The organism is Pseudomonas sp. Irchel s3b2, from assembly GCF_900187445.1.
In the GTDB taxonomy this organism is placed as follows: domain Bacteria; phylum Pseudomonadota; class Gammaproteobacteria; order Pseudomonadales; family Pseudomonadaceae; genus Aquipseudomonas.
In genome coordinates, this window is sequence record NZ_FYEB01000005.1 from 261,363 (window position 1) to 281,376 (window position 20,014).

Below are 20,014 nucleotides of genomic sequence, written 5' to 3' on the forward strand. Positions count from 1 at the left end.
TGGTCGATGTTGTTTGGGTCACTCAAGAAGCATTTCAAATTGAAAATGGACTCAGGGCACAAACGCCATCACGGAAACAGGAGAACCCGATCCCTCTTTCAGTCGAAGCACGCCAATGACCAATGTCGTGCCTTTCGCGGGTAGTTGATCGAGGTTAGTCAGGCACTCCAGGACAATACCCTCTTTCGCCAGAATCTGGCTGTTGGTGGCGTAAACCATGTTCTGCCCTGGATCAACTCCGTGCGTATCGATACCGACACCGGCTATCCGGCGTTCTTCAAGCAGAAATTTTGCCGTTGCAGCCCCCACACCGGGAAAGTGTGGCCCGCTTGCATCTTCATTGATAAAACGCTTGGGATCATCCCACAAGGCTTGCCACCCCGTATAAAACAGCACAACAGAACCCTGGTCGATGCGCCCATGAGCCTGTTCCCATTGCTCGATGTCCTGGATGCCAATCACATAGTCCGGGTTGTTCCGGGACTGGGTTCGAATATCAATCACGATGGCCGGCCGCACCAGAGACTCTGGCTTATAGGCATCAATCCCAATGGCATTGGGGTGAAAACTATTAGGCGCGTTCATATGGGTTGCACTGTGCTCACCCATGCTGAAACGCCGCAGGTAATAACCGTCTTTTTCCTGTGAGGCCACCACATCGAATGTCACCGGCGGGTCGTCAGGCCAAAGTGGAATGGACGGGCTGATGATATGGCTGAGGTCGATGACCTTTCGAAACTGAATACTCCGCATTCCTTTGACGTCCTTATTCTCTGCGAAACTTTTAGCGACGCCGACCGTTAGCAAAGCGGCCAGCAGCCTATAGATACCCGTTTAAAAGAGCTCTGTTTTGCTTTGATATCGCCATAATGATTGATTACGCTTTTGATCATTCAAGGGGTCCTGTCCTCTCGTCCAGTCGCCCTCCATTCTCTGCCTTGTAGATCCTGAAGAGGCTCTGTATCGAAGAGTATCAATATTGATCACTTCAAGGCATCACCGTAACCGTACGGGATCCAGACCGCGATCATTCACCGCTTTAAACCCACCCAATAAAAAATGGGCGACCTCAAAGGTCGCCCATTTTTATATCCGAAACTTTTAAACATCACCTCCCGTAGAAGGTGTTCGCCCAGTGTAATGGCCTGGCAATCCATGCACCGGTAAAGAGCCCTGACACCGGGCGAACGGGAAGGATTTTAATGGAATTTGGCCGATATGTCCTAGTGCATAAACATGAAATTTATGCACATATTATTTCGTAAGGTTTTGCTTACATAACCCACACAACCCTCTTAAAACTCACGAGCCAGACCATTAAAACTGATTGTTCTTATACAACTATCCGCACAAGAACAATCAATCCGTACAAGTAATGATCAGCTTGGGTGCTGAGTGGTCACTTTCAGCACGTCGGTATAGGTCACCACAACGCTCTGCCCTACTTTCAGATCTTTCAATTTCGCCTGGACTTCAGGCCTTTCGACGTTGACGGTTTTGGATTGGCCGGCCGGGTTCTGCAAGGTCACCTGGTTTTTCTTCAGGTCGATGTGGGTGATTTTCAGTTGGACCTGTACCTGACGGTAGGCTTCGCCGCCGGGGTTGGGATTGTCTTTGGTAGCGCGGATTTCGCCAGTGCGTTCGATGGAACCTGGCAGGCCTTTGTCGACGTCGGTGTCGAGGTAGGCCGCGACCGAGCGGACGACTTCGACGTTGACCTGATCACCGACTTTCAGTTTGTCGAGGTTTTTGGCTTTGTCGCTGAGTTGTACATAGACCTGCCGACCTTCGGCGCCTTCAAGGACGACCTGATGGTTGGCGGCGTCGACCGCCAGGACTTTGGTGACGACTTGATCGGCTTCCACGGCGGCGGCCAGCGGGATGTCGGCGGCGACGGCGCTGAGGCTGGCGGTGGACAGGAGCGTGGCGAGGGCGATGGCTTTGGTCAGTGCGTTGAGCTTCATATGCGGTACGTTCCCTGTGATGGATGGCAGCAGACGGCTTTAAAATCCGGGTTCGGCGCGTCCGTGCCGATGAGCATAGACGCTGTTCAGGGAGTGTTCGCAGTTTCTTGCGCAGTGGACTCTCCGCTGTCTGTGCCCTTACCGCTTTCCTTGCGCCGGGTCGGGTCGGTGGGGCGCAGGGCGTCGTTGTCGCGCTCGACTTCGCCCGGTGGCCGGGGTTCGTCGGGGTTTTCCGAGGGAGTGGTCGGTTTGGGATTCATGGGATTTTCCTCAGGCTTCGGGATCATTGACTTCGTGGGCGACGTTCACGGCCGGCGAGTCCTTGTGGGATTGATCGGCCTTGGCTTTGAGGATCTGCCATTGATCGAGGTCAATGGCGCCCTGCCCCAGCAGATCGTCGGCGATGCGCAACAATTCGCTGTAATGCGAGTCGGGAGATTGCTGCCAGTAGGCCTTGTCTTCGAACAGCCGCTGCCAGGTGGCAAGGGTGGGCGGCTTAAGGTCATCGCTCATGGCGGGCTCCCGAGAATGGGCTTCATTACGTAGGAAAACGGCGTGGCGCCGAGAGTTCCGAGTCAATACCCGGTCATTTCCAGATACCCCTGCCCGCCATGACTGCCGCTGAGCCGCACCGGCCCTTCCCAATAGGGAATGCGCAAATCCATCCAGGCCTTGGGGTTGAGGGCATCGATAGTGATATCGAGGTGCCTGGCGGGAATGTTGATCGACCAGCGTACAGGCATCGAACGCCCTTCCACGTTGGCGGTGTCTTGGGGTGTGAGGCGGATGTCATCGGCCTGCAACAACTGCGCCTGCCCTTGAGCGTCGATCCAGGTGCCGGTGAGATACGGCGCGCCGTCCTTTTGCCGCATGCGGTAGAGCATGACCTGTTCGCCGCTGTCCAGGTGCAGGGAGAACCAGTCCCAACCGGTTTGATTGGCGGTCAGGGGTTGGCTGCTCCACTCGCGATCGAGCCAGGCCGGGCCGCTGACCGTGTAAGTTTTGCCGTCGACTTCCAACGTGCCGCTGGCCTGGAAAAACGGCTGGCTGTAATAGTACGACGCCTGGCCTTGTTCGGATTTCTGGCTGAAGCCTTTGTCGCCCTGAAGCACCAGTGGCCGACTTGAAGTCAGTCGAAGCTGGTAGCTGAAAGCCTTGTCGCGAGCGCTGAGTTGCAGGTCCGCCAGAGGATCTTCAGCGGTGGCCTGACTGCTGAAATGCCAATCGTCGATCCATGCGTTGAACGGCGCCAGGCTCACGCCGGCCTGACCGACGCCGCCTCGGGCGTAACGTTCGGCGGCATGGTGCACCGTGGCGGAAGTCACTGCCGCATGGCCCAGCCAGATAGTCTGATTACTCCAACCGGATTGTTCGGGAGTCGCCTTCAAGGCGCTGCGAAACAGCGTCCATTGCGCGCCGAACTCATGACCCTGATCGTCCTTGAGGTTGGCGGTGACGTACCACCATTCGATGCGAAAGCCATCGTGCGGGCCGTGGTCCGCCGGGAAACTGAACACTCTCCCGGGCACCACTGGGGTAAATGCCTCGGCCTGATGGCCTAGGCCGGCGAAGCCTTTTTCCGGCGCAGGCGTGTTGTCGCATCCACTCAATAACGCCAGTAACAACACGCTGACCTTAATCTTCATGAGCAAACGTCCTCAGCAGATCCGCCGGCTGCGTGCGATACAGCGAGTACAACGGCCATGCTGAAGCGAGCAATGTTGCGAGCAACGCCAGGCCCATCAACTGCAACAATTGCAACGGAAACACCCGCAATGGCAAGCGCCAGCCGAAGGCCTGAACGTTGATTACCGTGTCCAGGCACCATGCCAACGCAATGCCCAACGGCAATGCCAGCACCAGCGTCAACACCGCCAGCAACCAGGTTTGCCCGAGGTTCAGTAGCATCAATTGTCGACGGGTTACGCCCAAAGCCCACAGCGGTGCGAGTTGCCCGAGGCGGCTCTGGCTTTGGGTCAGCAGGCTGATAAACAACGCCACACCCGCGACGCAAAGCGTCAGGCTGTTGAGCGCGGCGGTGGCGGCGAAGGTGCGCTCGAACACTTGCGTGGACCAGCCCTTGAGCCGGGCCTGATCGACGATGCGGCTGTCGTCCAGGGCGAAACGGGTTTGCAGGGCGGTCAGGAATCCTGGGATGGATGCCGGTTCGATGCGCAGGTTAAAACGGTTGGGCGTCAACTGCGGCCAGCCGCGCAGAAGATGATTGATGTTGACCAGCAAGTGCCCCTTGGGATTGCCGTAGTCGGCGTAGATCCCGACGATCCGTGGCGACCATGGGCCATTCGGCGTGGAGATCGTCAGCTGATCACCGAGCCGTACCTTCAGCCGCCGGGCCAGTTGCTCGCTGAGCATCAGCGCGTCCTCCTTGGTCAGTCGATCCCAAGGGTTATCGCCCAAGGCTTCCAGCAGTGGCCAATGCTGACGATACGTCGGGTGATCGATCACGCCAAAGATGTCTGCCGGCCAACCCTGCAACTGGATCGACACTTGCCAGTTCGGCAGCACCGCGGTGACTTGGGGTTGCTGTTCGAGCCAGGTGTGCAGTTCTCGAGCCTGGGCCGGATTTTGCGGATTGAGATACAGCTCGGCGGTCAGGCGTTGCTCGAGCCAGTTGCTGAAGGTCTGACGGAAACCGGCGGTCATGCTGCCGGCGCCGATGTTTGCCGCCAGCGCCAACAACAGCGCCATCAAGGCCAGGCTCAGGGCCGGCAGTTGTTGACGGCAGTCTGCGAGAAACCATTGGCCGAGCACCGAACGACTGCGCCCGAGCACCCAGTCGAGCACGCTGTTCAACACCACCGGCAAGGCCAGTGCGGCGCCGATCAACAAGGCGGCCATCAGCACGAAACCGCTGCTCAGGCTGTCGCCGAAGATCAACGCCAATAACGCGATCACCGCAGCCATCGCGGCGACCCAACCCTGGCGCCGCAACCAGCGCGCGTGTGCCTGATGCCAGGCTTGCGGATCGGCCAGCGCCAGCAACGGTAAACGCGCCGCCCGCAGCAAACTGTTGGCGCCGGCCAGCAAGGCGCCGAACAGGCTCAGGCCGATACCGCTGAGCCACCACAGCGCACTGAGGTTCAACTGCCCCGGCACTTCGGCGCCGTACAAGCCGCGCAGGCTGGCGGCGACATCTGGCAACAACACACCCGCCAACAGGTAGCCGCTGACGACACCGGCGAGACCACCGATCAGTGCCAGCCCCCCCAGCTCGACGGTGAGACAGGCAATCAACATGCGCGCACTGACTCCACAGGCGCGCAGGGTTCTGAGCAAGCTTCGGCGTTGCTCCAGCGCCAACCCGATCGCCGCGTGAACGATAAACAGGCCGACCACAAACGACAGAAAGCCCAAGGCATCGAGGTTCAGGTGGAAGCTCTCGGTCAGGCGCGCGAGATTGTTTTCTTCGCCGCTGCTTTTGAACTGAAGCTGACCATTGAACTGATCAGGCAGGGTCGCCTTGAAATCCTTGGGCAGCAGCAGGCGTGACAATTGATCGGGCAATTGCAGAATCTGTTGGGCGAAGCCGATGTCCACCAGCAACACGCCGGGCGCCATGTCGGTCTGGGCACGCAGCGGCGGCAAGGTGACTCCGCTCTGGGCCACCGGGGTTTGACCTTCATGCAAGCCCAACGCCTGCAAAGTCTGTGGTGAAATCCAGGTGCTGCCCGGCGGGGTGAAAAACTCGACAACCTGCTCTATCGGCAACGACTGCCCGGCCACTGCGGAACCGGCCGGCAGCGACACCGGTTCAATGCCCATCAACTGCAAGCGCTGGTCTTCATGGCCCTTGAGCGTCACCCGGCCTTGCAACACAGGCGATACCGGCCAACCCGCACGACGCAGGTCGACAAACACTTGCTGGGAAAACACCCCACCGCCGAGTGCAGTGAGACTGGCTTGCGGTTCGCCGCCGATCAGCTGACTGGCCCGGGCGTAGCTTTCTCGCGCTTGGCTGTTCAGCGCTTGCACGCCAGTCAGCAGACTGGTGGCGAGCCAAAGCCCGGTCAGCACACTGAAAAATTGCACCGGATGCTGCCGCCAATGACTGAGCAGTGCCCGCAACGTTTCGCGAAAAACCCGCACCTCAGCGCTCGTCCGCGCCAGCCAGACGGCCACCGTGCAGCACCACTTTGTCTGCCAACCGCGCGGCAACCCGTGGGCTGTGAGTGACCATCAACAAAGTCGTCGGGCTGTCGTCGAGCAGTTCCAGCAACAACTTCAACACCTCATCGCTGGTGGTTTCATCGAGGCTACCGGTGGGCTCGTCGGCCAACAGCAGTTTCGGTTGCGATGCCAGGGCGCGACCCAGAGCAACGCGCTGCTGTTGCCCGCCGGACAGTTGTTCCGGATAGCGCCGCAGCAAATCCTGCAACCCAAGACGTTGCACCAGATGCGCTTGCCAACGCGGATCGTGGCGCCCGGCCAGACGCGCCTGAAACGCCAGATTGTCTTCGACGCGCAAACTGCCAATCAGGTTGAACTGCTGGAAAACCAGACCGATTTCGGTCCGCCGCCAGTTGGCCAATTGGCTTTCGGTCATCTGCTCCAGCCGATGCTCGCCGCTGCGGATGCTGCCGCGGTCGACCTTGTCCAGCCCGGCGATCAGGTGCAGCAAGGTGCTTTTGCCACTGCCCGACTCGCCCATCAGTGCCAGGCTGCTGCCGGGTTTCAACGTGAGGTCGACGCCTTGTAGCACGGGCAATGGGCCTTGGGGGGTGGCGTAGCTTTTGAAGACGCCCTGGACGTGAAGCATGAAGGGAAACTCTTTTGATGAGTGGGGGCAAGGGTAGAGAGTACACCCGATAATCTTGGGTTGAATGGTCTGACGTCTTCGCGGGCAAGCCTCGCTCCTACCGATCGCAATATCCTGCACCGACGCGTACCTGTAGGAGCGAGGCTTGCCCGCGAAGAGGCCCACTCAATCGCTCAAAATCTCACTGCCCCACCGCCACACTCGGCACCACCCGCCCCGGCGTCACAATGCTTTTCAGATCAATGTACTTCCACTCAGGCTTAGCCCCCAACCGCGCATTGAACCGATAGTTAAACGTGAAATCGTCCGCCGTCGGCACACTCAACGGTTTGCCATACACCACCTCGATCCCCGCCAGGTCATAGCCCATCAGCTGCAGCAAGGTCGGGAAGATGTTGTAGTGACTGGAGCGATCCTTGTTGACCGGCAACTGCGCCTGCCAATCCAGGGTCTTCAAACCGCTGCCCGAAATCACCACCAACGGCACCAACCCCTCCTCCTCCACCGGATCACCACCGCAGTGCGTATTGAGCCCCGGGTTACCACGCTCGTGCAGATCCTGCCCATGATCCGAGGTGTAGATCAGCAGCGCATGACTCAAATCCGCTTGGGCAAAAACCCGTGCGAAGAACTCGCCGACATTCCACAACACGGTATTTTTGTAGGCATTGCGGTACAGCAACCAATCATCTGGCCGACCGTCGAAACCATCGCGTGTGCCCATGTCCGCTACTTCGACAAACTGCCCACGGGGCAATGTCGGGCGGTAAGCCATGAAGGTGTCGGGGTACTTGTCGTGCACCGGAAAATGCGCGCCGACCTTGTTGATCACCACCAGCTCCGGCTTATCGTCGTTGAGCAGCTCGATTAGCTTGGCCGCCGCGGCCATGTCGCGGTCGCGCACGCTGGTCTGGTCGAATTGCACGAACTCGTCGATGTCCTTTTTCTCGGCAGCGTTCATCAGGTTCTGCAAGTTGCCAGCGGTACGCTGGGAATCGATGTAAACGGTGCGCAGCCCGGCCTTTTTTGCGTACTGCCAGATCGACGGCAATGTGCTGTTGATCCGTATGTAGTCGCCGCGGGTGCCACCGTAGCGCAGGGTGACATTGGTGTCGGCACTGCAATTGGCGATGGACGCCGCATAGCCGTAATTGAAAATATCCACGCCCGGGTGCGGTTCCTTGAGGTTGCTGTGCACACCGAATGGCGTGTTGATGTCCAGGTAGTTGCCGGAGATGCTCTCGTCGATGATCAGCACGATGTCGTGCCCCACCGGCTGATCGATGCGCGTCAGACTCACTGGTTCACGCGGGCCGACGGTGTTGTGCAGTGCTTCATAGGTGAACAGATTCAAATAGGCCAACGGTGTGTACATGATCGGCAAGCCACGGGCGCCCTCGCCGGCCCGCACGAACAGTACGACGCTGAGCAGTAACACCCCGAGCACCGGTGCAGCCACCAACAGCGCACCCGGTAATGGCGCCCGTCGACGTGGCTTGAGCCCGATACCGAACAGCAGCAACAAACCACTGACCGTCCCGCTGATGATTGCATCGCGGTACTGGTAAGCCGCTTCCTGGATGAACCCACCGGAATACACCAGTGACACAAAACTGCTGTAAGTCATGTAGCCGGCAGTCACTTGCGTATAGACATCAAAGAACACCGCCGAGCCAAACATCGCCAATGCGAACAGATGGCGGATCAGCGTCTGACGGATGTACGCGGTCATGAACAGCGCCACTGCCAGCACGACGAACATTGCGCCATATAGCAGCATCGGAAAACCAATGCCCAGCGCGTCAAGACGATCGAGGTAGTAGTCGTAATTCTTGAGCAGATACAGAACCAGCAGCAGTTCTTTGAGGTAACGGATCATGGTGTTTACAGCGCCTCCATGACCAATAGATTGTCGGCCACTTTCTGACACTAGCACCGAGCCATCAAAGCGCAAGAAATGCCGGTTTTTTGCCAAAAGCGTCAAAAAAATGTTGAATCAAATCTGACACAGCAAAATGCCTGTAACCCTTGTATTACAGGCCTTTCGACCGTTTATCGCATTCTTGAAATCCTCAAAAACAGCTCAAAACCGCGGTAAATCCAGCAGTGGCAAGCACTTGATGGCAAAGAGCCCGTGAAATCAGGGTTTCCTGCCCCAGCAACCCGTCATTTTGCTGACACGCTTTCCCACGGCTGGGCTATACCCCTTTTGACAGTCTCATTTCAGTTACATCCACCGTTTTACGAGGCACGCCAATTATGGACGTGAGCGTATTTGGTACGGGCTATGTCGGTCTGATTCAAGCTGCAGCATTGGCCGATGTCGGACATCGTGTGCTGTGCGTCGATATCGACCTCGACAAGATCAAGCAGCTGCAGCTAGCCGTACCTCCGATCAGCGAACCGGGACTGTCCAGCACACTGGAAGACAACATCAAGGCCGGTCGCCTGCTCTTCTCCACTCAGGCCAGTGACGCGGTCGAACACGCCGAGCTGATTTTCATCGCGGTGGGTACACCCGCCGATGAAGACGGTTCCGCCGACCTCAGCCATGTGCTGAATGTCGCTCGGCAGATCGCCAGTTTCATGGAGTCCGACCGCACCCTGATCATCAAGTCCACCGTGCCGGTAGGCACCGCGGACCAAGTGGCGAGTACCGCCAGCGAAGAACTGCAACGCCGTGGCAAACAGGCGTTGAACGTGCGAGTGGTGTCCAACCCGGAGTTTCTCAAGGAAGGCAGCGCCCTGGCCGATTGCATGCGCCCGGACCGAATCATCGTCGGCACCAATGACGATCAAGCGCGCGACCAATTGAGCGAACTCTATGCGCCGTTCTGCCGCAACCGCGAAAAGCTCATGTTCATGGACAACCGCAGCGCCGAGCTGACCAAGTACGCCGCTAACGCAATGCTCGCCACCCGCATCAGTTTCATGAACGAACTGGCCAACCTCACCGAGTTGCTGGGGGCCGACATCGAAGCAGTGCGCAAAGGCATCGGCTCGGACCCACGCATCGGTTACCACTTCATCTACCCCGGCTGTGGCTTCGGCGGCTCGTGCTTTCCCAAAGACCTGCGTGCCCTGCTGCACACCGCCGAACACCATGGCATGCCATTGCGTCTGCTGCGCAGCGTCACCGACGTGAACGACAGCCAGCGGCACATTCTGTTCAGCAAACTGCAGGCGCTATTTCCCGATGGCCTGGTTGGCAAATCCATCGCGATTTGGGGCTTGGCCTTCAAGCCCAATACCGATGACATGCGCGAAGCTCCCAGCCGTTATCTGATGGAGGCGCTGTGGACCGAAGGTGCGAGCGTGCAGGCTTACGATCCGGAAGCCATGTCCGAGTGCCGGCGCATCTACGGCTACCGCAATGACCTGCACCTGTGCGCTACCCGCGACGACACTCTGGAAGATGCCGACGCGCTGGTGATCTGCACCGAGTGGAAGAATTTCCGTGTGGTCAATTTCGACCTGCTGGCGAGCAAACTGCGCGCGCGGGTGATCGTCGACGGGCGCAACCTCTACAACCCGGAACAGGTGGCGGCGGCCGGTTTGCACTACAGCGGCATCGGGCTTCGGCACATCGTTCCCGAGGTGCCACGGCCATGAAAATACTCGTCACCGGAGCGGCCGGTTTCATTGGCGCCCATTGCGTGTTGCGGTTGATACGTGACGGGCATCAGGTGTGCGGGCTGGATAATTTCAACGATTTCTACGACCCGCAACTCAAACACGACCGCGTGGATTGGGTACGTGGGCACGTCGGTGATTTCCCGCTGGCGACAGTCGATCTGGCCGACGCCACGGCCCTCGACGCCTTGTTTGTTTGTGAACAACCGGAGGTGGTGATTCACCTCGCGGCCCAGGCCGGGGTGCGTTACTCCCTGGAAAATCCCCGGGCGTACCTCGACAGCAATCTGAGCGGGTTCCTGAACATCCTCGAAAGCTGCCGCCACCACCCGGTCAAGCACTTGATCTATGCCTCGTCCAGTTCGGTGTACGGCGCCAACCAGCACACACCTTACTCGGTCAAGGACGGCGTCGACCATCCGTTGTCACTGTACGCCGCAACCAAAAAAGCCAATGAACTGATGGCCCACTGCTACAGCCATCTGTTCGGCATTCCCTGCACCGGTTTGCGTTTTTTCACCGTGTACGGGCCTTGGGGCCGGCCGGACATGTCGCCGATCCAGTTCGCCCGGGCGATTGCCGAAGGCCAGCCGCTGAAGCTGTTCAACTACGGCCAGCACCAGCGGGATTTCACCTACATCGACGACATCATCGAGAGCATCGCCCGTCTGCTCGAACGCGCGCCCCAAGCCGCACCGGACTGGAACCGCGAACAACCGGACCCGGCCAGCAGCATGGCGCCGTGGCGCATTTACAACATTGGCGGACAACAACCGGTGGAGCTCAAGGACTACCTGGCGCTGCTGGAAAAACACCTTGGACAAAAAGCCCTCGTCGAGTTGCTGCCCCTGCAACCGGGCGATGTGCTCAACACCTGCGCCGATGCCAGCGATCTGGCGCAGGCCACCGGTTTCCAGCCACGGATCGAGCTGGATGAAGGACTCGGACGATTCATCGCCTGGTTCCGTGACTACTACCCACTGCGCATCGCCCATTCGCCGCTCGCGTCCGGGCTTCAGCGGAGGCCCCTATGACTGGACAAGAAAAAGGCATGTTGCTCAATCACATGCAGCGTGACAAACGCCTGGACCCCGATCACCGAATGCGCCTGGACAAGGCGATCCACATGCAGGGTCGCGGCTGGGTCACCGGCCGCAATGGCGGTCGGCCCTGGACGCTTTCGCGAACCAATCGGATGGTCGCAGGCGCTGGCGCGCTGGTGATTCTGCTGCTGCTCTCCCCGGTACTGCTGGGCCTGGCCCTGGTGATCAAGTTCAGCAGTCCGGGGCCGGTGATGTTCGTGCAGAAACGCACCGGCTACCGCGGCCGCATATTCGGCATGTACAAGTTTCGCACCATGGTGAGCAACGCCGAGGAGCTCAAGGAGTCTTTGCGGCACCTGAACAAGCACGGTGCGGACGCCATTGATTTCAAGATCGACAACGACCCACGAATCACCCCTATCGGTGGCTTCCTGCGGCGCAGCAGCCTCGATGAACTGCCGAACCTGATCAATGTGGTCAGCGGCGACATGCGTTTGGTCGGTCCGCGACCGACCTCATTCAACGCCTATCGCTACAAAGACAGTCACCTTGCACGCCTGAGCATCTACCCCGGCATGACCGGCCTGTGGCAGATCTCCGGGCGCAGCAATATCAACTTCGACCAGCGCGTTGAGTTGGACCTCAACTACATCGCCGAGCAGAGCCTCTTGCTTGATCTGAAGATCCTGTTGAAAACCCCCTTCAAAGTATTCAGCGGCCACGGAGCGAGTTAAATGGACGGTTCATCGAACAAAAGCTTGACCATCGCCAGCCCGAGCGAGTCCAACCTGACCTCGACCGTGCTCGACCTGGATCTGCGGATCCTCTTTCTGACCGCTGCCAATTCAGGCACCGGCACCACCACCAGCGCCCTGGCGCTGGCCAGCCAACTGGCGTCAATGAGCAGCGGCCAAGTGCTGCTGGTGGACGCCAGCCAGTCAGCGGGCAACCTCACGCAACAACTGGGGCTGACCAAAGAACGCGGCTTTCGTGACCTGCTGTTCAACGAATCCCCGCCGTTGCTGCAGGACTGCCTGGTGAATGTCTCCAGCCTGCCCTTTCACATCCTGCCGAACGGGCGGCATATCCGCGGCGCCGAGCACCTGACGGCTGAGCAATTAGCCCCGTTGCTCGACCAACTGGGCAGTCGCTATCGCTTCGTGGTGATCGACGGCGATGCGGTGTATTCGGCCGCAGACACCCTGGTCATCAGCACCCTGGTGGACGGCGTGATCATGGTGGTGCGCGCCGAAGACACGCGCTGGGAAGTGGCCCAGGCCGCGGTCCAGCGCCTGACCCAGGCCGGCGCAAAACTGGTGGGCAGCGTCTTCAACCGGCGCAAGTACTACATGCCCAAATGGCTCTACAAAAACCTGTAAGCAACCGCAGAAAAGGATGACGCTATGAACGCCAAAATGCTTCTCCTGCTGTTGCTGCCGCTTGCAGGTTGCTCCAGCACCAGTGAAACCCAGCAGATGCCGGTGCAGATTCTCACGGCCGAGCCGGCCAATGCCCAGGCCACCGACATGCCCAAGGTTGAACAGACCTTGCGGCCCAAGGATGTGCTGGATGTGATCTTTCACATCAGCACCAGTAGCTCGGGGGCTTACCGCATTCAGCCCGGTGACCAGGTCGCCCTGAACTTCACCGCCGCCAGTCAGCTCAACGGCACTCAGCTGGTGCTGCCCGACGGCACCATCGAACTGCCAGGGGCCAATACCGCGGTGAAAATCGGCGGGCTGACGGCCGTCGAAGCGCGGCAGGAGATCCAGCGTGCCTATGAGCGCAAATCCCTGTTTCAGCCCAATCGCAATCAGGTGACGGTGCTGGTCACCAGCCCGCTGAGCAACGAGCTAAACCTCAAGAGCAACCTGAGCCAGCCCGGTAGCGGTATGACCCGGGAGATCACCGTGGGCAACGACGGCTATGCGAGTTTCCCGGAAATCGGCTCCGTGCCGCTGCAAGGCATGACCGTCAACCAACTGGAAACCTTCCTCAATCAGCGCTACGCACAATTGCCGGGGCGGATGAAGGTCGACGTCATGCTCAAGTCCACCTCGGGCAACGAAATCTATGTGCTGGGTGAAGTCGCACAACCGGGCTCCTACCCGATTCGCCGACCGGTCTCGGTCCTTGAAGCGCTAACCCTGGCCCGGGGCACCAACGTCAAGGCGCGGCTCGATTCAGTAGTGATCATGCGCCGCACCGGCAACCATGTGCAGGCCGTGCATTACGACGTGGAAAAAGCCTTGTCCGGTGACGCGTCGCAGATTGCTTACCTGCAACCGGACGACATGCTCTACGTGCCCAAGACCAAACTGGCCAGCGCCGGTGAGCTCGCGCGGCAACTGGCGGACGTGGTGTTGTTCCAGGGGGTGGGCTTCGGTTTCGCCTACCGCGTCGACAACAAAGACAGCGACAACTAACGCTCAGGTGACCGACCATGAACCCAAAGGAAAACTACCTGCATGAGTTCTTCAGGATTTTCTTCGCCAACAAGCAGTTGGTGAAACGAGTCTTCCTGATCTTTGCAGTGATCGCCCTGATCTTGCCGCTGATGCTCAAACAGAGCTTCGACATTACCGCGCAGGTGATCGTGCAGTCCAAAAAACTCTCCCAGGGAGACGCCACCACGTCCCTGACCCAAGGTGATGCCTCATTCATTCCGCCGTCACTGGCAGACATGGAAACCGAGAGCAATATCCTGCGTTCGCCGGCCCTGATCCGTCAGACCATCAGCGACCTGCGGGACAAAGGCGAATACGCGCCCAACCCCGGGATCTTCAGCAGACTGGTGACCGAACCGATCAAACGTTTTGTGACCACCCCCTTGCGTGAATACGTGGTCAATCCGGTGCGCGATGCATTCGGGCTTGAAACTGATCCGGTTCGGGACACCGCCCTGGATACCTACACCCAAGAGGCCGTCGATAACCTGAAAATCGAAACCCTGCCGGGTTCCAACGTGATCTCCATTGTCTACAGCTTTGGCGATCCCGCCCAAGGCACCCGGTTTGTCGCGGCGCTGCTGCAAAACTACCTGGCCAGCCGTCAGGAACTGCAATCGATCGACCTGCCGCAGAGCTTCTACGAAACCAAGAAGAAGCAATATCAGGTGCGTCTCGATGGCCTGGAAGGCACGCGACTGACGTTGCTCGAAGGCGTGTCTTCATCCGATCCGAAGGAAGAAATTACCTTCCGCCTCAATGCCATCAATACCGAGGAACAGGCCCTGAACCTGTATCAGGATCGCCTGTTGCAAAGCCAGCGCTGGCTCGACTACCTGAAAACCGCCCTGACGTCAGCCACCAATACGTCCCGGCTCAGCGATTACACCTTCCCCTTCACCTTCACCACCACGGTGGACAACATTGCGTTCGAAGACCGGGAGATCAGGCAGCTCGGTGAACAATTGACCACTCAGGTCAGCCGCTACATGAACGACCTGGCGGTCTTCCAGCCCGGCAGTGAACCGATGCTGTTGACCCGCGAGCAGATCTCCCGCACCCGTCAGCAGTTCCTGAAAATCGTCAGCAACCGGATTCAGGAGCGGACCAACGACCTGGCGATTGTCACCTCGGTGATCAAGCAGAAAACCGCGCGCATCGCCCAGTTCAAGGACCGCATCCATCAGTTGCAAGTGGCTCAAAGCAAGTTGCAGCAGATGGACACCGAGATCAATGCCTTGCACGCGGCGTTCTCCACCTACGCCCAACGCTTTGCCGAAAGCAGTTCCGCCGGTTTGCTGGACAACGATATGTCCAACGCCCGGGTACTCAGCCCGCCGTACGAACCGACCGAGGCAGCGTTTCCAAAACCGCTGCTGATCATTCCGTTCGGGATGCTGACCGGTCTGCTGCTGGCGATTGCCTTCGTCTACGTGCGTGAGTTCTTCGATCATCGCTTCAAACACCCTGCGCAAATCACCCATGAACTGGGCTTGCCGGTGCTGTTGGTGATCAACGAGCAAGACGTCATGCCGAACAACCCGCACAAAAACTGGACCGTGGATAGCTTCGTGCATTGGGTGCGCCATTGAACGGGCCGCTCAGCGCCAGCGCTCTGCCGATCATGCATTTGATCAGCAGCGGCGGCTTCTATGGAGCTGAGCGGATGCTGCTGGACCATTGCCTGGCGACGCCGGGGCAGCATCAGGTGCTGTTTCTCGATGCGCCGCCCGTGCTGATCGCGCGATTTCGCGAGGCAGGGGTCGACTGCCGCAGCTTTGCGGGTTTGAGGGAATTGCTGCGTCATTTACGTCAGCGGCGAGCTGAACAGCCGCTGATCAATACGCACAATTTCAAGGGTCTGTTATTTGGCTGGGTGAGTGCGACGTTGTTGGACTTGCCGCTGGTGATTACCCAACACGGTTTCACCCCGCGCAGTCGCAAGCAACGCCTCTACGGCTGGCTGAGTTTGCAACTGTGCCGCACGGCGTCGGTGCATCGGGTGGTTTGCGTGGCTGAAAGCATTGCCGTGCTGCATCGCCAAGCCAGTGTTCGAGCGGAGAAACTGCAAGTGATTCCCAATGGTCTGCCAACAGCCAGCAACCTGCTGTCCAACAACGTCAAACACCCGCGCTGGCTGGCGGGTTACGTCGGCCGGTTGAGCAATGAAAAAGGCCCGGACCTGTTTCTCGACGCACTGATTCCGCTCTGTCAGCAACACCCGCAACTGGACGCGGTGATGCTCGGCGACGGCCCGGAACAGCAAACCCTGCTGGCGCGGATTGCCGCCGCCGGTTTGCACAAACGCATCACCTTGCCGGGTTATCAGACCGACATGAACCGGTGGTGGCCGCAACTCGATACGCTGGTGATCAGCTCGCGCACCGAGGGCACGCCGATGATTTTGCTGGAGGCGATGCAGGCCGGAGTGCCGGTGGTGGCGTTCAGCGTCGGCGGGATTCCCGATGTGCTCGAGGATCGGCACAACGGCTTGCTGGCGACACCCACCGACAGCACCGCCCTCGCCCTGCAGATCGATACGCTGCTGAACGAGCCGGCACTGGTTCGCGAACTGATCGATAACGCAAAACGTACGCAATTGGACCGTTACGACCTGAAGGCTTTGGCCGAACGCTGGTCGCAGCTTTATATCCGTACTGCACGGGAGGCACGCGCGTGATCTTTCCGCTCTCGATCGTCAGTCTGCTCGCCCTGGTCTGCCTTGGTTTGCTGGCCAGCCCTTATCCCTATCTGGCGCCAGGCGCAGTCCTCGGTTTGGTCGCCATCGCGGTGTTGTACCGCAAACCCGCCTGGGGTTTGTTGGGCATCGCGGCGCTGGTGCCATTCGAAGGTTTCTTCAAGGGCAATGCGCTGTCGGGCACCAAATTCATCGGTGCTTCGCTGGCGCTGATCGTGATGTTGCAACTGGCGATCCACCAGATTCCGTCCGAGCGCCTGCGCAGCAACATCTGGCGCTACCTGATCTGGTTCATGGTGTTGTACCTGTTGAGCATGATCAATACCGACAACCTGGACATGTCCCAGAGTCATCTGCGGGATCTGAGCGTCGGCCTGGTTCTGTTTGTGATCACCTTGCTGATCGGCCGTGAGTTGAACCTCGATCTATTCGCACGGCTGGTGACCCTCAGCGTCAGCGCGACCTGCGCGCTGGCCATGTTCTCCGTCAGGTATCAGGATCAGGGCCGCGCCGCCGGGCTGCTGGAAGACCCGAACTCGTTTGCCCTGCTGATCGCCTTCGCCGTGCCATTGGCTCTGCTGCTGGTGATTCGCAGCCCTAACCTGTTGCACCGATTGTTCTGGGGCGGCTGCTGCATTTTGCTGTTGAGCGGCATGACCAAAACCGATTCCCGCTCCGGGCTGGTGGTGCTGTTCCTCAGCCTGATGATCGGCGCCTGGCACTATCGCGCGCAGTTGCCACGCATCCGTCCGCGCCACTTGGGTTTTGCCTTACTTGGCCTTGCGATCGTGATTCCGCTGGCGATTTATTCAATGCCGGCCGGTTACATCGCGCGCATCCAGTCCTTGAGCATTTTGAAGGCCGGTGCCAAGAGCCAGGACGAATCCCTCGGCCGCCGCACGTCGTACATCCTGGTCGGCAGCCAGATCATCCAAGAGCACCCGTTACTCGGTTCCGGCCCCGGCACTTTCCCGCTGCATTACGCCACCACCGGTTATGCCAAGGTGTTTTCCGCCAACCGCAAACCCGGCGACCTGTACCGCCGCGCTCACAATACTTACCTGGAAATCTTCAGCGAAGTGGGGATTCCCGCCGGGCTGTTGTTCGTCGGCATGCTCGGCCTTGGGATGTACAACCTGGTCCGCGCCCGACGTGCCTGGTTGCTGCGAAGGGATTGGGAACAGGCCGACCTGATCACGCACCTGGGCATGAGCTACTTGTCGTTGATGCTGTTTTTGATGTTCCTCAGCGCACCGAATCATAAATACCTGTGGATCATGCTCGCCTTGACTTGCGTGTTGCGCCTCAAGGCTGAAGAACAGCCGCCAACGGAAGCCAGGGCATGAACCGCATCAGCCTCGTCATCCCGATGTACAACGAAGCCCGACACATCGGTCGTACGTTGCTCGCGGCGAAAAAAGCCGCCGAGGCTGCCGGGCTGGAATGCGAGTTGATCGTGGCCGACAACGGTTCCAAGGATCAAGGGCCGCATATTGCGCGGCAAATGGGCGCGCAGGTGCTGGTTCTGCCGGGCCTGCTGATAGGTGCGCTGCGCAATCGCGGCGCCGCCGTTGCCACAGGCGAATGGCTGGCCTTCATTGATGCCGACATCGAAGTGCCCGAGGACTGGCTCACGTTGTTGTTGAGCATCCAACCCGCCGTTCAGGTCGACGTCCTGGGACTGGACCTGCACACCCCGGCCGAAGCCCCGTGGTATGCCAGTGCCTGGCAACGCCGCACGTTGCGCCCGAACGATGAAACGGTGAAAACAGTGCGATGGCTGCCCAGTTCCAACCTGTTGATGCGTCGTCCATGGTTCGACAAGGTCCGCGGCTTCAACGAAAACCTGCGCACCGGCGAAGACAAAGATTTCACCATGCGCCTTTCCCACTCTGGTGCACGCCTGCTGTCCGTCAACCAGAGCGTTGCCCTGCATTGGGGTTACGAGAGCAGTTGGCGCGAATGGATGGGCAAGGAGTTCTGGCGTCAGGGAAGTCACCTGCAATTACTGCGCAGCCACGGCATGAATCTGCGTTTACTGCGTTTCCCGATGCTGTCGATCATCGCCTGGGTGTTGGACTTCATGGCGATATCCGCCCTGCTCAATGGCTTCCCCCAACAGGCGTTATTCATGCTGTTCGTCACCACACTGCCAGCGCTTGCCCAGAGCCTGCGCCAGAGCCTGAAACACCGTGACCTTGGCCTGATGCTGCAACTGTGGGGCCTGCACTGGGTGCGCCTGCACCTGGCCGGTGCCGCGTTTCTCCTGAGCCTTTGTCATTGGAATGTCAGGAGGCCGGCCCGTGGCTGAATTCATTTTCTGGTTGTGCCTGCTATTGCCGGTGTATGCCTGGGTCGGCTACCCGCTATTACTGACCCTGCTCGCGCCGTTGTTCCGCGTGCGGCGTCATGCGCCAGCACAACCGATGAATGTCAGCATCATCATTGCGGCGCACAACGAGGCCCGGCATATCGAAGAGAAGTTGCGCACCCTGCTCACTCAGGATTATCAGGCGCGCTCGCTACACATCATTCTGGCCAGCGACGGCTCCACCGATGACACCGTGGCCTGCGCTCGCAAGGTGATCGACCCGCGCATCAGCGTGCTCGACCTGCCCCGTCAGGGCAAGGCAGCCACCTTGAATGCCGGCGTTGCCCTGAGTATGGGCGAGATTCTGGTGTTCACCGATGCCGACAACCAATGGTCGACCGACACCCTCGGCCAGTTGCTCGCGCCCCTGGCCGATCCAGAAGTCGGGGTCTGTGCCGGACACATGACGATCCCGGTAGCCGGCACAGGCCTGAGCCTGGGCGACAGCCTTTATCGGCATTACGAAGGCTGGTTGCGCAAGATGGAAAATCGCACCGGCTGCATGGTCTCCGCCGATGGCGCCCTGCTCGCCCTGCGCCGCGAACTGTTCCAGCACGTGCCGGCGGAGGTCAACGACGATTTCTTTATCAGTACCTGCGCGCCGGTGGCGTTCAAACGCATTGTCTATGTGCCCGAAGCACACGTGAGCGACCAGGGCGTCGACGAAATCGCCAAGCAATGGCGTCGTCGCCAGCGCGTCACCGTCGGCGGCCTGCAAAGCCTGGCCCAGCGCCGGGAGCTGCTGAACCCTTGGCGCCATGGCTTGTATGCGATTGCACTGATCAGCCACAAGCTGATTCGACGCCTGGCACCGATCCTGTTGCTGCCATTGCTGCTGAGCAATTTCTGGTTGTGGAATGTACATGACTTCTATCGCCTGAGCCTGATCGCGCAATTGCTCGGTTACGCGATGGCGATCGTCGGCCTGCTGGATGTGCAACACCGTTTTCCCAAACCTTTTCGCCTCGCCGCGTTTGTCCTGGTGACCCTTGCCGGGATGAGTAGCGGTCTGTGGCAGTTCCTGCGCGGCCAGCGGTACGCGCAGTGGAACCCCGAGCAAAATCGTTGAAAGGACCGCGCC

Annotated in this window: 18 protein-coding genes; 10 read left to right on the forward strand and 8 right to left on the reverse strand. The window is 59.3% G+C overall.

The features are described from left to right. Positions 1 to 51 precede the first annotated feature (51 nt). The 8 genes from CKW20_RS14600 to CKW20_RS14630 form a co-directional block, all read right to left on the reverse strand. The gene (locus CKW20_RS14600) at positions 52 to 753 is read right to left on the reverse strand and encodes a cyclase family protein (RefSeq protein WP_176466895.1); all 702 of its coding nucleotides are present in this window, start codon (positions 751 to 753) and stop codon (positions 52 to 54) included. A 626-nt stretch (positions 754 to 1,379) separates the two neighbouring features. Beyond that, positions 1,380 to 1,964 carry a hypothetical protein gene (locus CKW20_RS14605; RefSeq protein WP_095053532.1) on the reverse strand — a complete coding sequence of 195 codons (585 nt, stop codon included), beginning with the start codon at positions 1,962 to 1,964 and terminating at the stop codon, positions 1,380 to 1,382. Positions 1,965 to 2,050: 86 nt separating this feature from the next. After that, positions 2,051 to 2,224, reverse strand: coding sequence for a hypothetical protein (locus tag CKW20_RS29580; protein ID WP_176466896.1), 174 nt, complete (start codon positions 2,222 to 2,224; stop codon positions 2,051 to 2,053). Positions 2,225 to 2,234: 10 nt separating this feature from the next. After that, on the reverse strand, positions 2,235 to 2,477 hold the full coding sequence (locus tag CKW20_RS14610) for a hypothetical protein (protein ID WP_095053533.1): 243 nt from the start codon (positions 2,475 to 2,477) through the stop codon (positions 2,235 to 2,237). Positions 2,478 to 2,539: 62 nt separating this feature from the next. After that, on the reverse strand, positions 2,540 to 3,610 hold the full coding sequence (locus CKW20_RS14615; RefSeq protein WP_095053534.1) for a lipocalin-like domain-containing protein: 1,071 nt from the start codon (positions 3,608 to 3,610) through the stop codon (positions 2,540 to 2,542). Beyond that, on the reverse strand, positions 3,600 to 6,071 hold the full coding sequence (locus CKW20_RS14620; RefSeq protein WP_095053657.1) for an FtsX-like permease family protein: 2,472 nt from the start codon (positions 6,069 to 6,071) through the stop codon (positions 3,600 to 3,602). Before CKW20_RS14620 ends, CKW20_RS14615 begins: the two co-directional genes overlap by 11 nt. A 1-nt stretch (position 6,072) precedes the next feature. Next, positions 6,073 to 6,741: an ABC transporter ATP-binding protein gene (locus tag CKW20_RS14625; protein ID WP_095053535.1), complete on the reverse strand. Its 669-nt coding sequence runs from the start codon at positions 6,739 to 6,741 to the stop codon at positions 6,073 to 6,075. Positions 6,742 to 6,922: 181 nt separating this feature from the next. After that, the gene (locus CKW20_RS14630; protein ID WP_095053536.1) at positions 6,923 to 8,620 is read right to left on the reverse strand and encodes a sulfatase-like hydrolase/transferase; all 1,698 of its coding nucleotides are present in this window, start codon (positions 8,618 to 8,620) and stop codon (positions 6,923 to 6,925) included. 380 nt (positions 8,621 to 9,000) lie between these two features. Between CKW20_RS14630 and CKW20_RS14635 the strand changes: the two genes are divergently transcribed. Genes CKW20_RS14635 through CKW20_RS14680 form a run of 10 tightly spaced genes read left to right on the forward strand, consistent with a single transcriptional unit; the run spans position 9,001 to position 20,002 of the window. After that, a complete protein-coding gene (locus CKW20_RS14635; RefSeq protein WP_095053537.1) occupies positions 9,001 to 10,353 on the forward strand; it encodes a UDP-glucose/GDP-mannose dehydrogenase family protein in 1,353 nt (450 codons plus the stop codon). After that, positions 10,350 to 11,408, forward strand: a complete 1,059-nt coding sequence (locus CKW20_RS14640) for an NAD-dependent epimerase (RefSeq protein ID WP_095053538.1) — start codon at positions 10,350 to 10,352, stop codon at positions 11,406 to 11,408. Before CKW20_RS14635 ends, CKW20_RS14640 begins: the two co-directional genes overlap by 4 nt. Further along, positions 11,405 to 12,151 carry a sugar transferase gene (locus CKW20_RS14645; RefSeq protein ID WP_095053539.1) on the forward strand — a complete coding sequence of 249 codons (747 nt, stop codon included), beginning with the start codon at positions 11,405 to 11,407 and terminating at the stop codon, positions 12,149 to 12,151. Before CKW20_RS14640 ends, CKW20_RS14645 begins: the two co-directional genes overlap by 4 nt. Continuing rightward, the gene (locus CKW20_RS14650) at positions 12,152 to 12,796 is read left to right on the forward strand and encodes a CpsD/CapB family tyrosine-protein kinase (protein ID WP_095053540.1); all 645 of its coding nucleotides are present in this window, start codon (positions 12,152 to 12,154) and stop codon (positions 12,794 to 12,796) included. 24 nt (positions 12,797 to 12,820) lie between these two features. Continuing rightward, a complete protein-coding gene (locus CKW20_RS14655; RefSeq protein WP_095053541.1) occupies positions 12,821 to 13,843 on the forward strand; it encodes a polysaccharide biosynthesis/export family protein in 1,023 nt (340 codons plus the stop codon). A 17-nt stretch (positions 13,844 to 13,860) separates the two neighbouring features. Further along, positions 13,861 to 15,456, forward strand: coding sequence for a Wzz/FepE/Etk N-terminal domain-containing protein (locus CKW20_RS14660; RefSeq protein ID WP_095053542.1), 1,596 nt, complete (start codon positions 13,861 to 13,863; stop codon positions 15,454 to 15,456). Between the two features lie 32 nt (positions 15,457 to 15,488). Then, entirely contained in the window at positions 15,489 to 16,544 is a 1,056-nt protein-coding gene (locus CKW20_RS14665; protein WP_371857432.1) for a glycosyltransferase family 4 protein, read from the forward strand. After that, complete coding sequence (locus tag CKW20_RS14670; RefSeq protein ID WP_095053543.1) at positions 16,541 to 17,908, forward strand: O-antigen ligase; 1,368 nt, start codon at positions 16,541 to 16,543, stop codon at positions 17,906 to 17,908. Before CKW20_RS14665 ends, CKW20_RS14670 begins: the two co-directional genes overlap by 4 nt. Next, positions 17,905 to 18,873 (forward strand): glycosyltransferase family 2 protein, encoded by a 969-nt coding sequence (locus CKW20_RS14675; RefSeq protein ID WP_095053544.1) that lies wholly within the window; start codon positions 17,905 to 17,907, stop codon positions 18,871 to 18,873. Before CKW20_RS14670 ends, CKW20_RS14675 begins: the two co-directional genes overlap by 4 nt. Next, on the forward strand, positions 18,866 to 20,002 hold the full coding sequence (locus CKW20_RS14680; protein WP_095053545.1) for a glycosyltransferase: 1,137 nt from the start codon (positions 18,866 to 18,868) through the stop codon (positions 20,000 to 20,002). Before CKW20_RS14675 ends, CKW20_RS14680 begins: the two co-directional genes overlap by 8 nt. Positions 20,003 to 20,014: the final 12 nt, after the last annotated feature.

What these genes read in the sequence shown, in the direction of transcription:
- CKW20_RS14655 (WP_095053541.1), top strand. Translation starts at nt 12,821, where the DNA reads ATGAACGCCAAAATGCTTCTCCTGCTGTTGCTGCCGCTTGCAGGTTGC.
- CKW20_RS14625 (WP_095053535.1), bottom strand. Translation starts at nt 6,741, where the DNA reads ATGCTTCACGTCCAGGGCGTCTTCAAAAGCTACGCCACCCCCCAAGGC.
- CKW20_RS14605 (WP_095053532.1), bottom strand. Translation starts at nt 1,964, where the DNA reads ATGAAGCTCAACGCACTGACCAAAGCCATCGCCCTCGCCACGCTCCTG.
- CKW20_RS14645 (WP_095053539.1), top strand. Translation starts at nt 11,405, where the DNA reads ATGACTGGACAAGAAAAAGGCATGTTGCTCAATCACATGCAGCGTGAC.
- CKW20_RS14600 (WP_176466895.1), bottom strand. Translation starts at nt 753, where the DNA reads ATGCGGAGTATTCAGTTTCGAAAGGTCATCGACCTCAGCCATATCATC.
- CKW20_RS14640 (WP_095053538.1), top strand. Translation starts at nt 10,350, where the DNA reads ATGAAAATACTCGTCACCGGAGCGGCCGGTTTCATTGGCGCCCATTGC.
- CKW20_RS29580 (WP_176466896.1), bottom strand. Translation starts at nt 2,224, where the DNA reads ATGAATCCCAAACCGACCACTCCCTCGGAAAACCCCGACGAACCCCGG.
- CKW20_RS14660 (WP_095053542.1), top strand. Translation starts at nt 13,861, where the DNA reads ATGAACCCAAAGGAAAACTACCTGCATGAGTTCTTCAGGATTTTCTTC.
- CKW20_RS14665 (WP_371857432.1), top strand. Translation starts at nt 15,489, where the DNA reads ATGCATTTGATCAGCAGCGGCGGCTTCTATGGAGCTGAGCGGATGCTG.
- CKW20_RS14635 (WP_095053537.1), top strand. Translation starts at nt 9,001, where the DNA reads ATGGACGTGAGCGTATTTGGTACGGGCTATGTCGGTCTGATTCAAGCT.
- CKW20_RS14615 (WP_095053534.1), bottom strand. Translation starts at nt 3,610, where the DNA reads ATGAAGATTAAGGTCAGCGTGTTGTTACTGGCGTTATTGAGTGGATGC.
- CKW20_RS14630 (WP_095053536.1), bottom strand. Translation starts at nt 8,620, where the DNA reads ATGATCCGTTACCTCAAAGAACTGCTGCTGGTTCTGTATCTGCTCAAG.
- CKW20_RS14650 (WP_095053540.1), top strand. Translation starts at nt 12,152, where the DNA reads ATGGACGGTTCATCGAACAAAAGCTTGACCATCGCCAGCCCGAGCGAG.
- CKW20_RS14675 (WP_095053544.1), top strand. Translation starts at nt 17,905, where the DNA reads ATGAACCGCATCAGCCTCGTCATCCCGATGTACAACGAAGCCCGACAC.
- CKW20_RS14610 (WP_095053533.1), bottom strand. Translation starts at nt 2,477, where the DNA reads ATGAGCGATGACCTTAAGCCGCCCACCCTTGCCACCTGGCAGCGGCTG.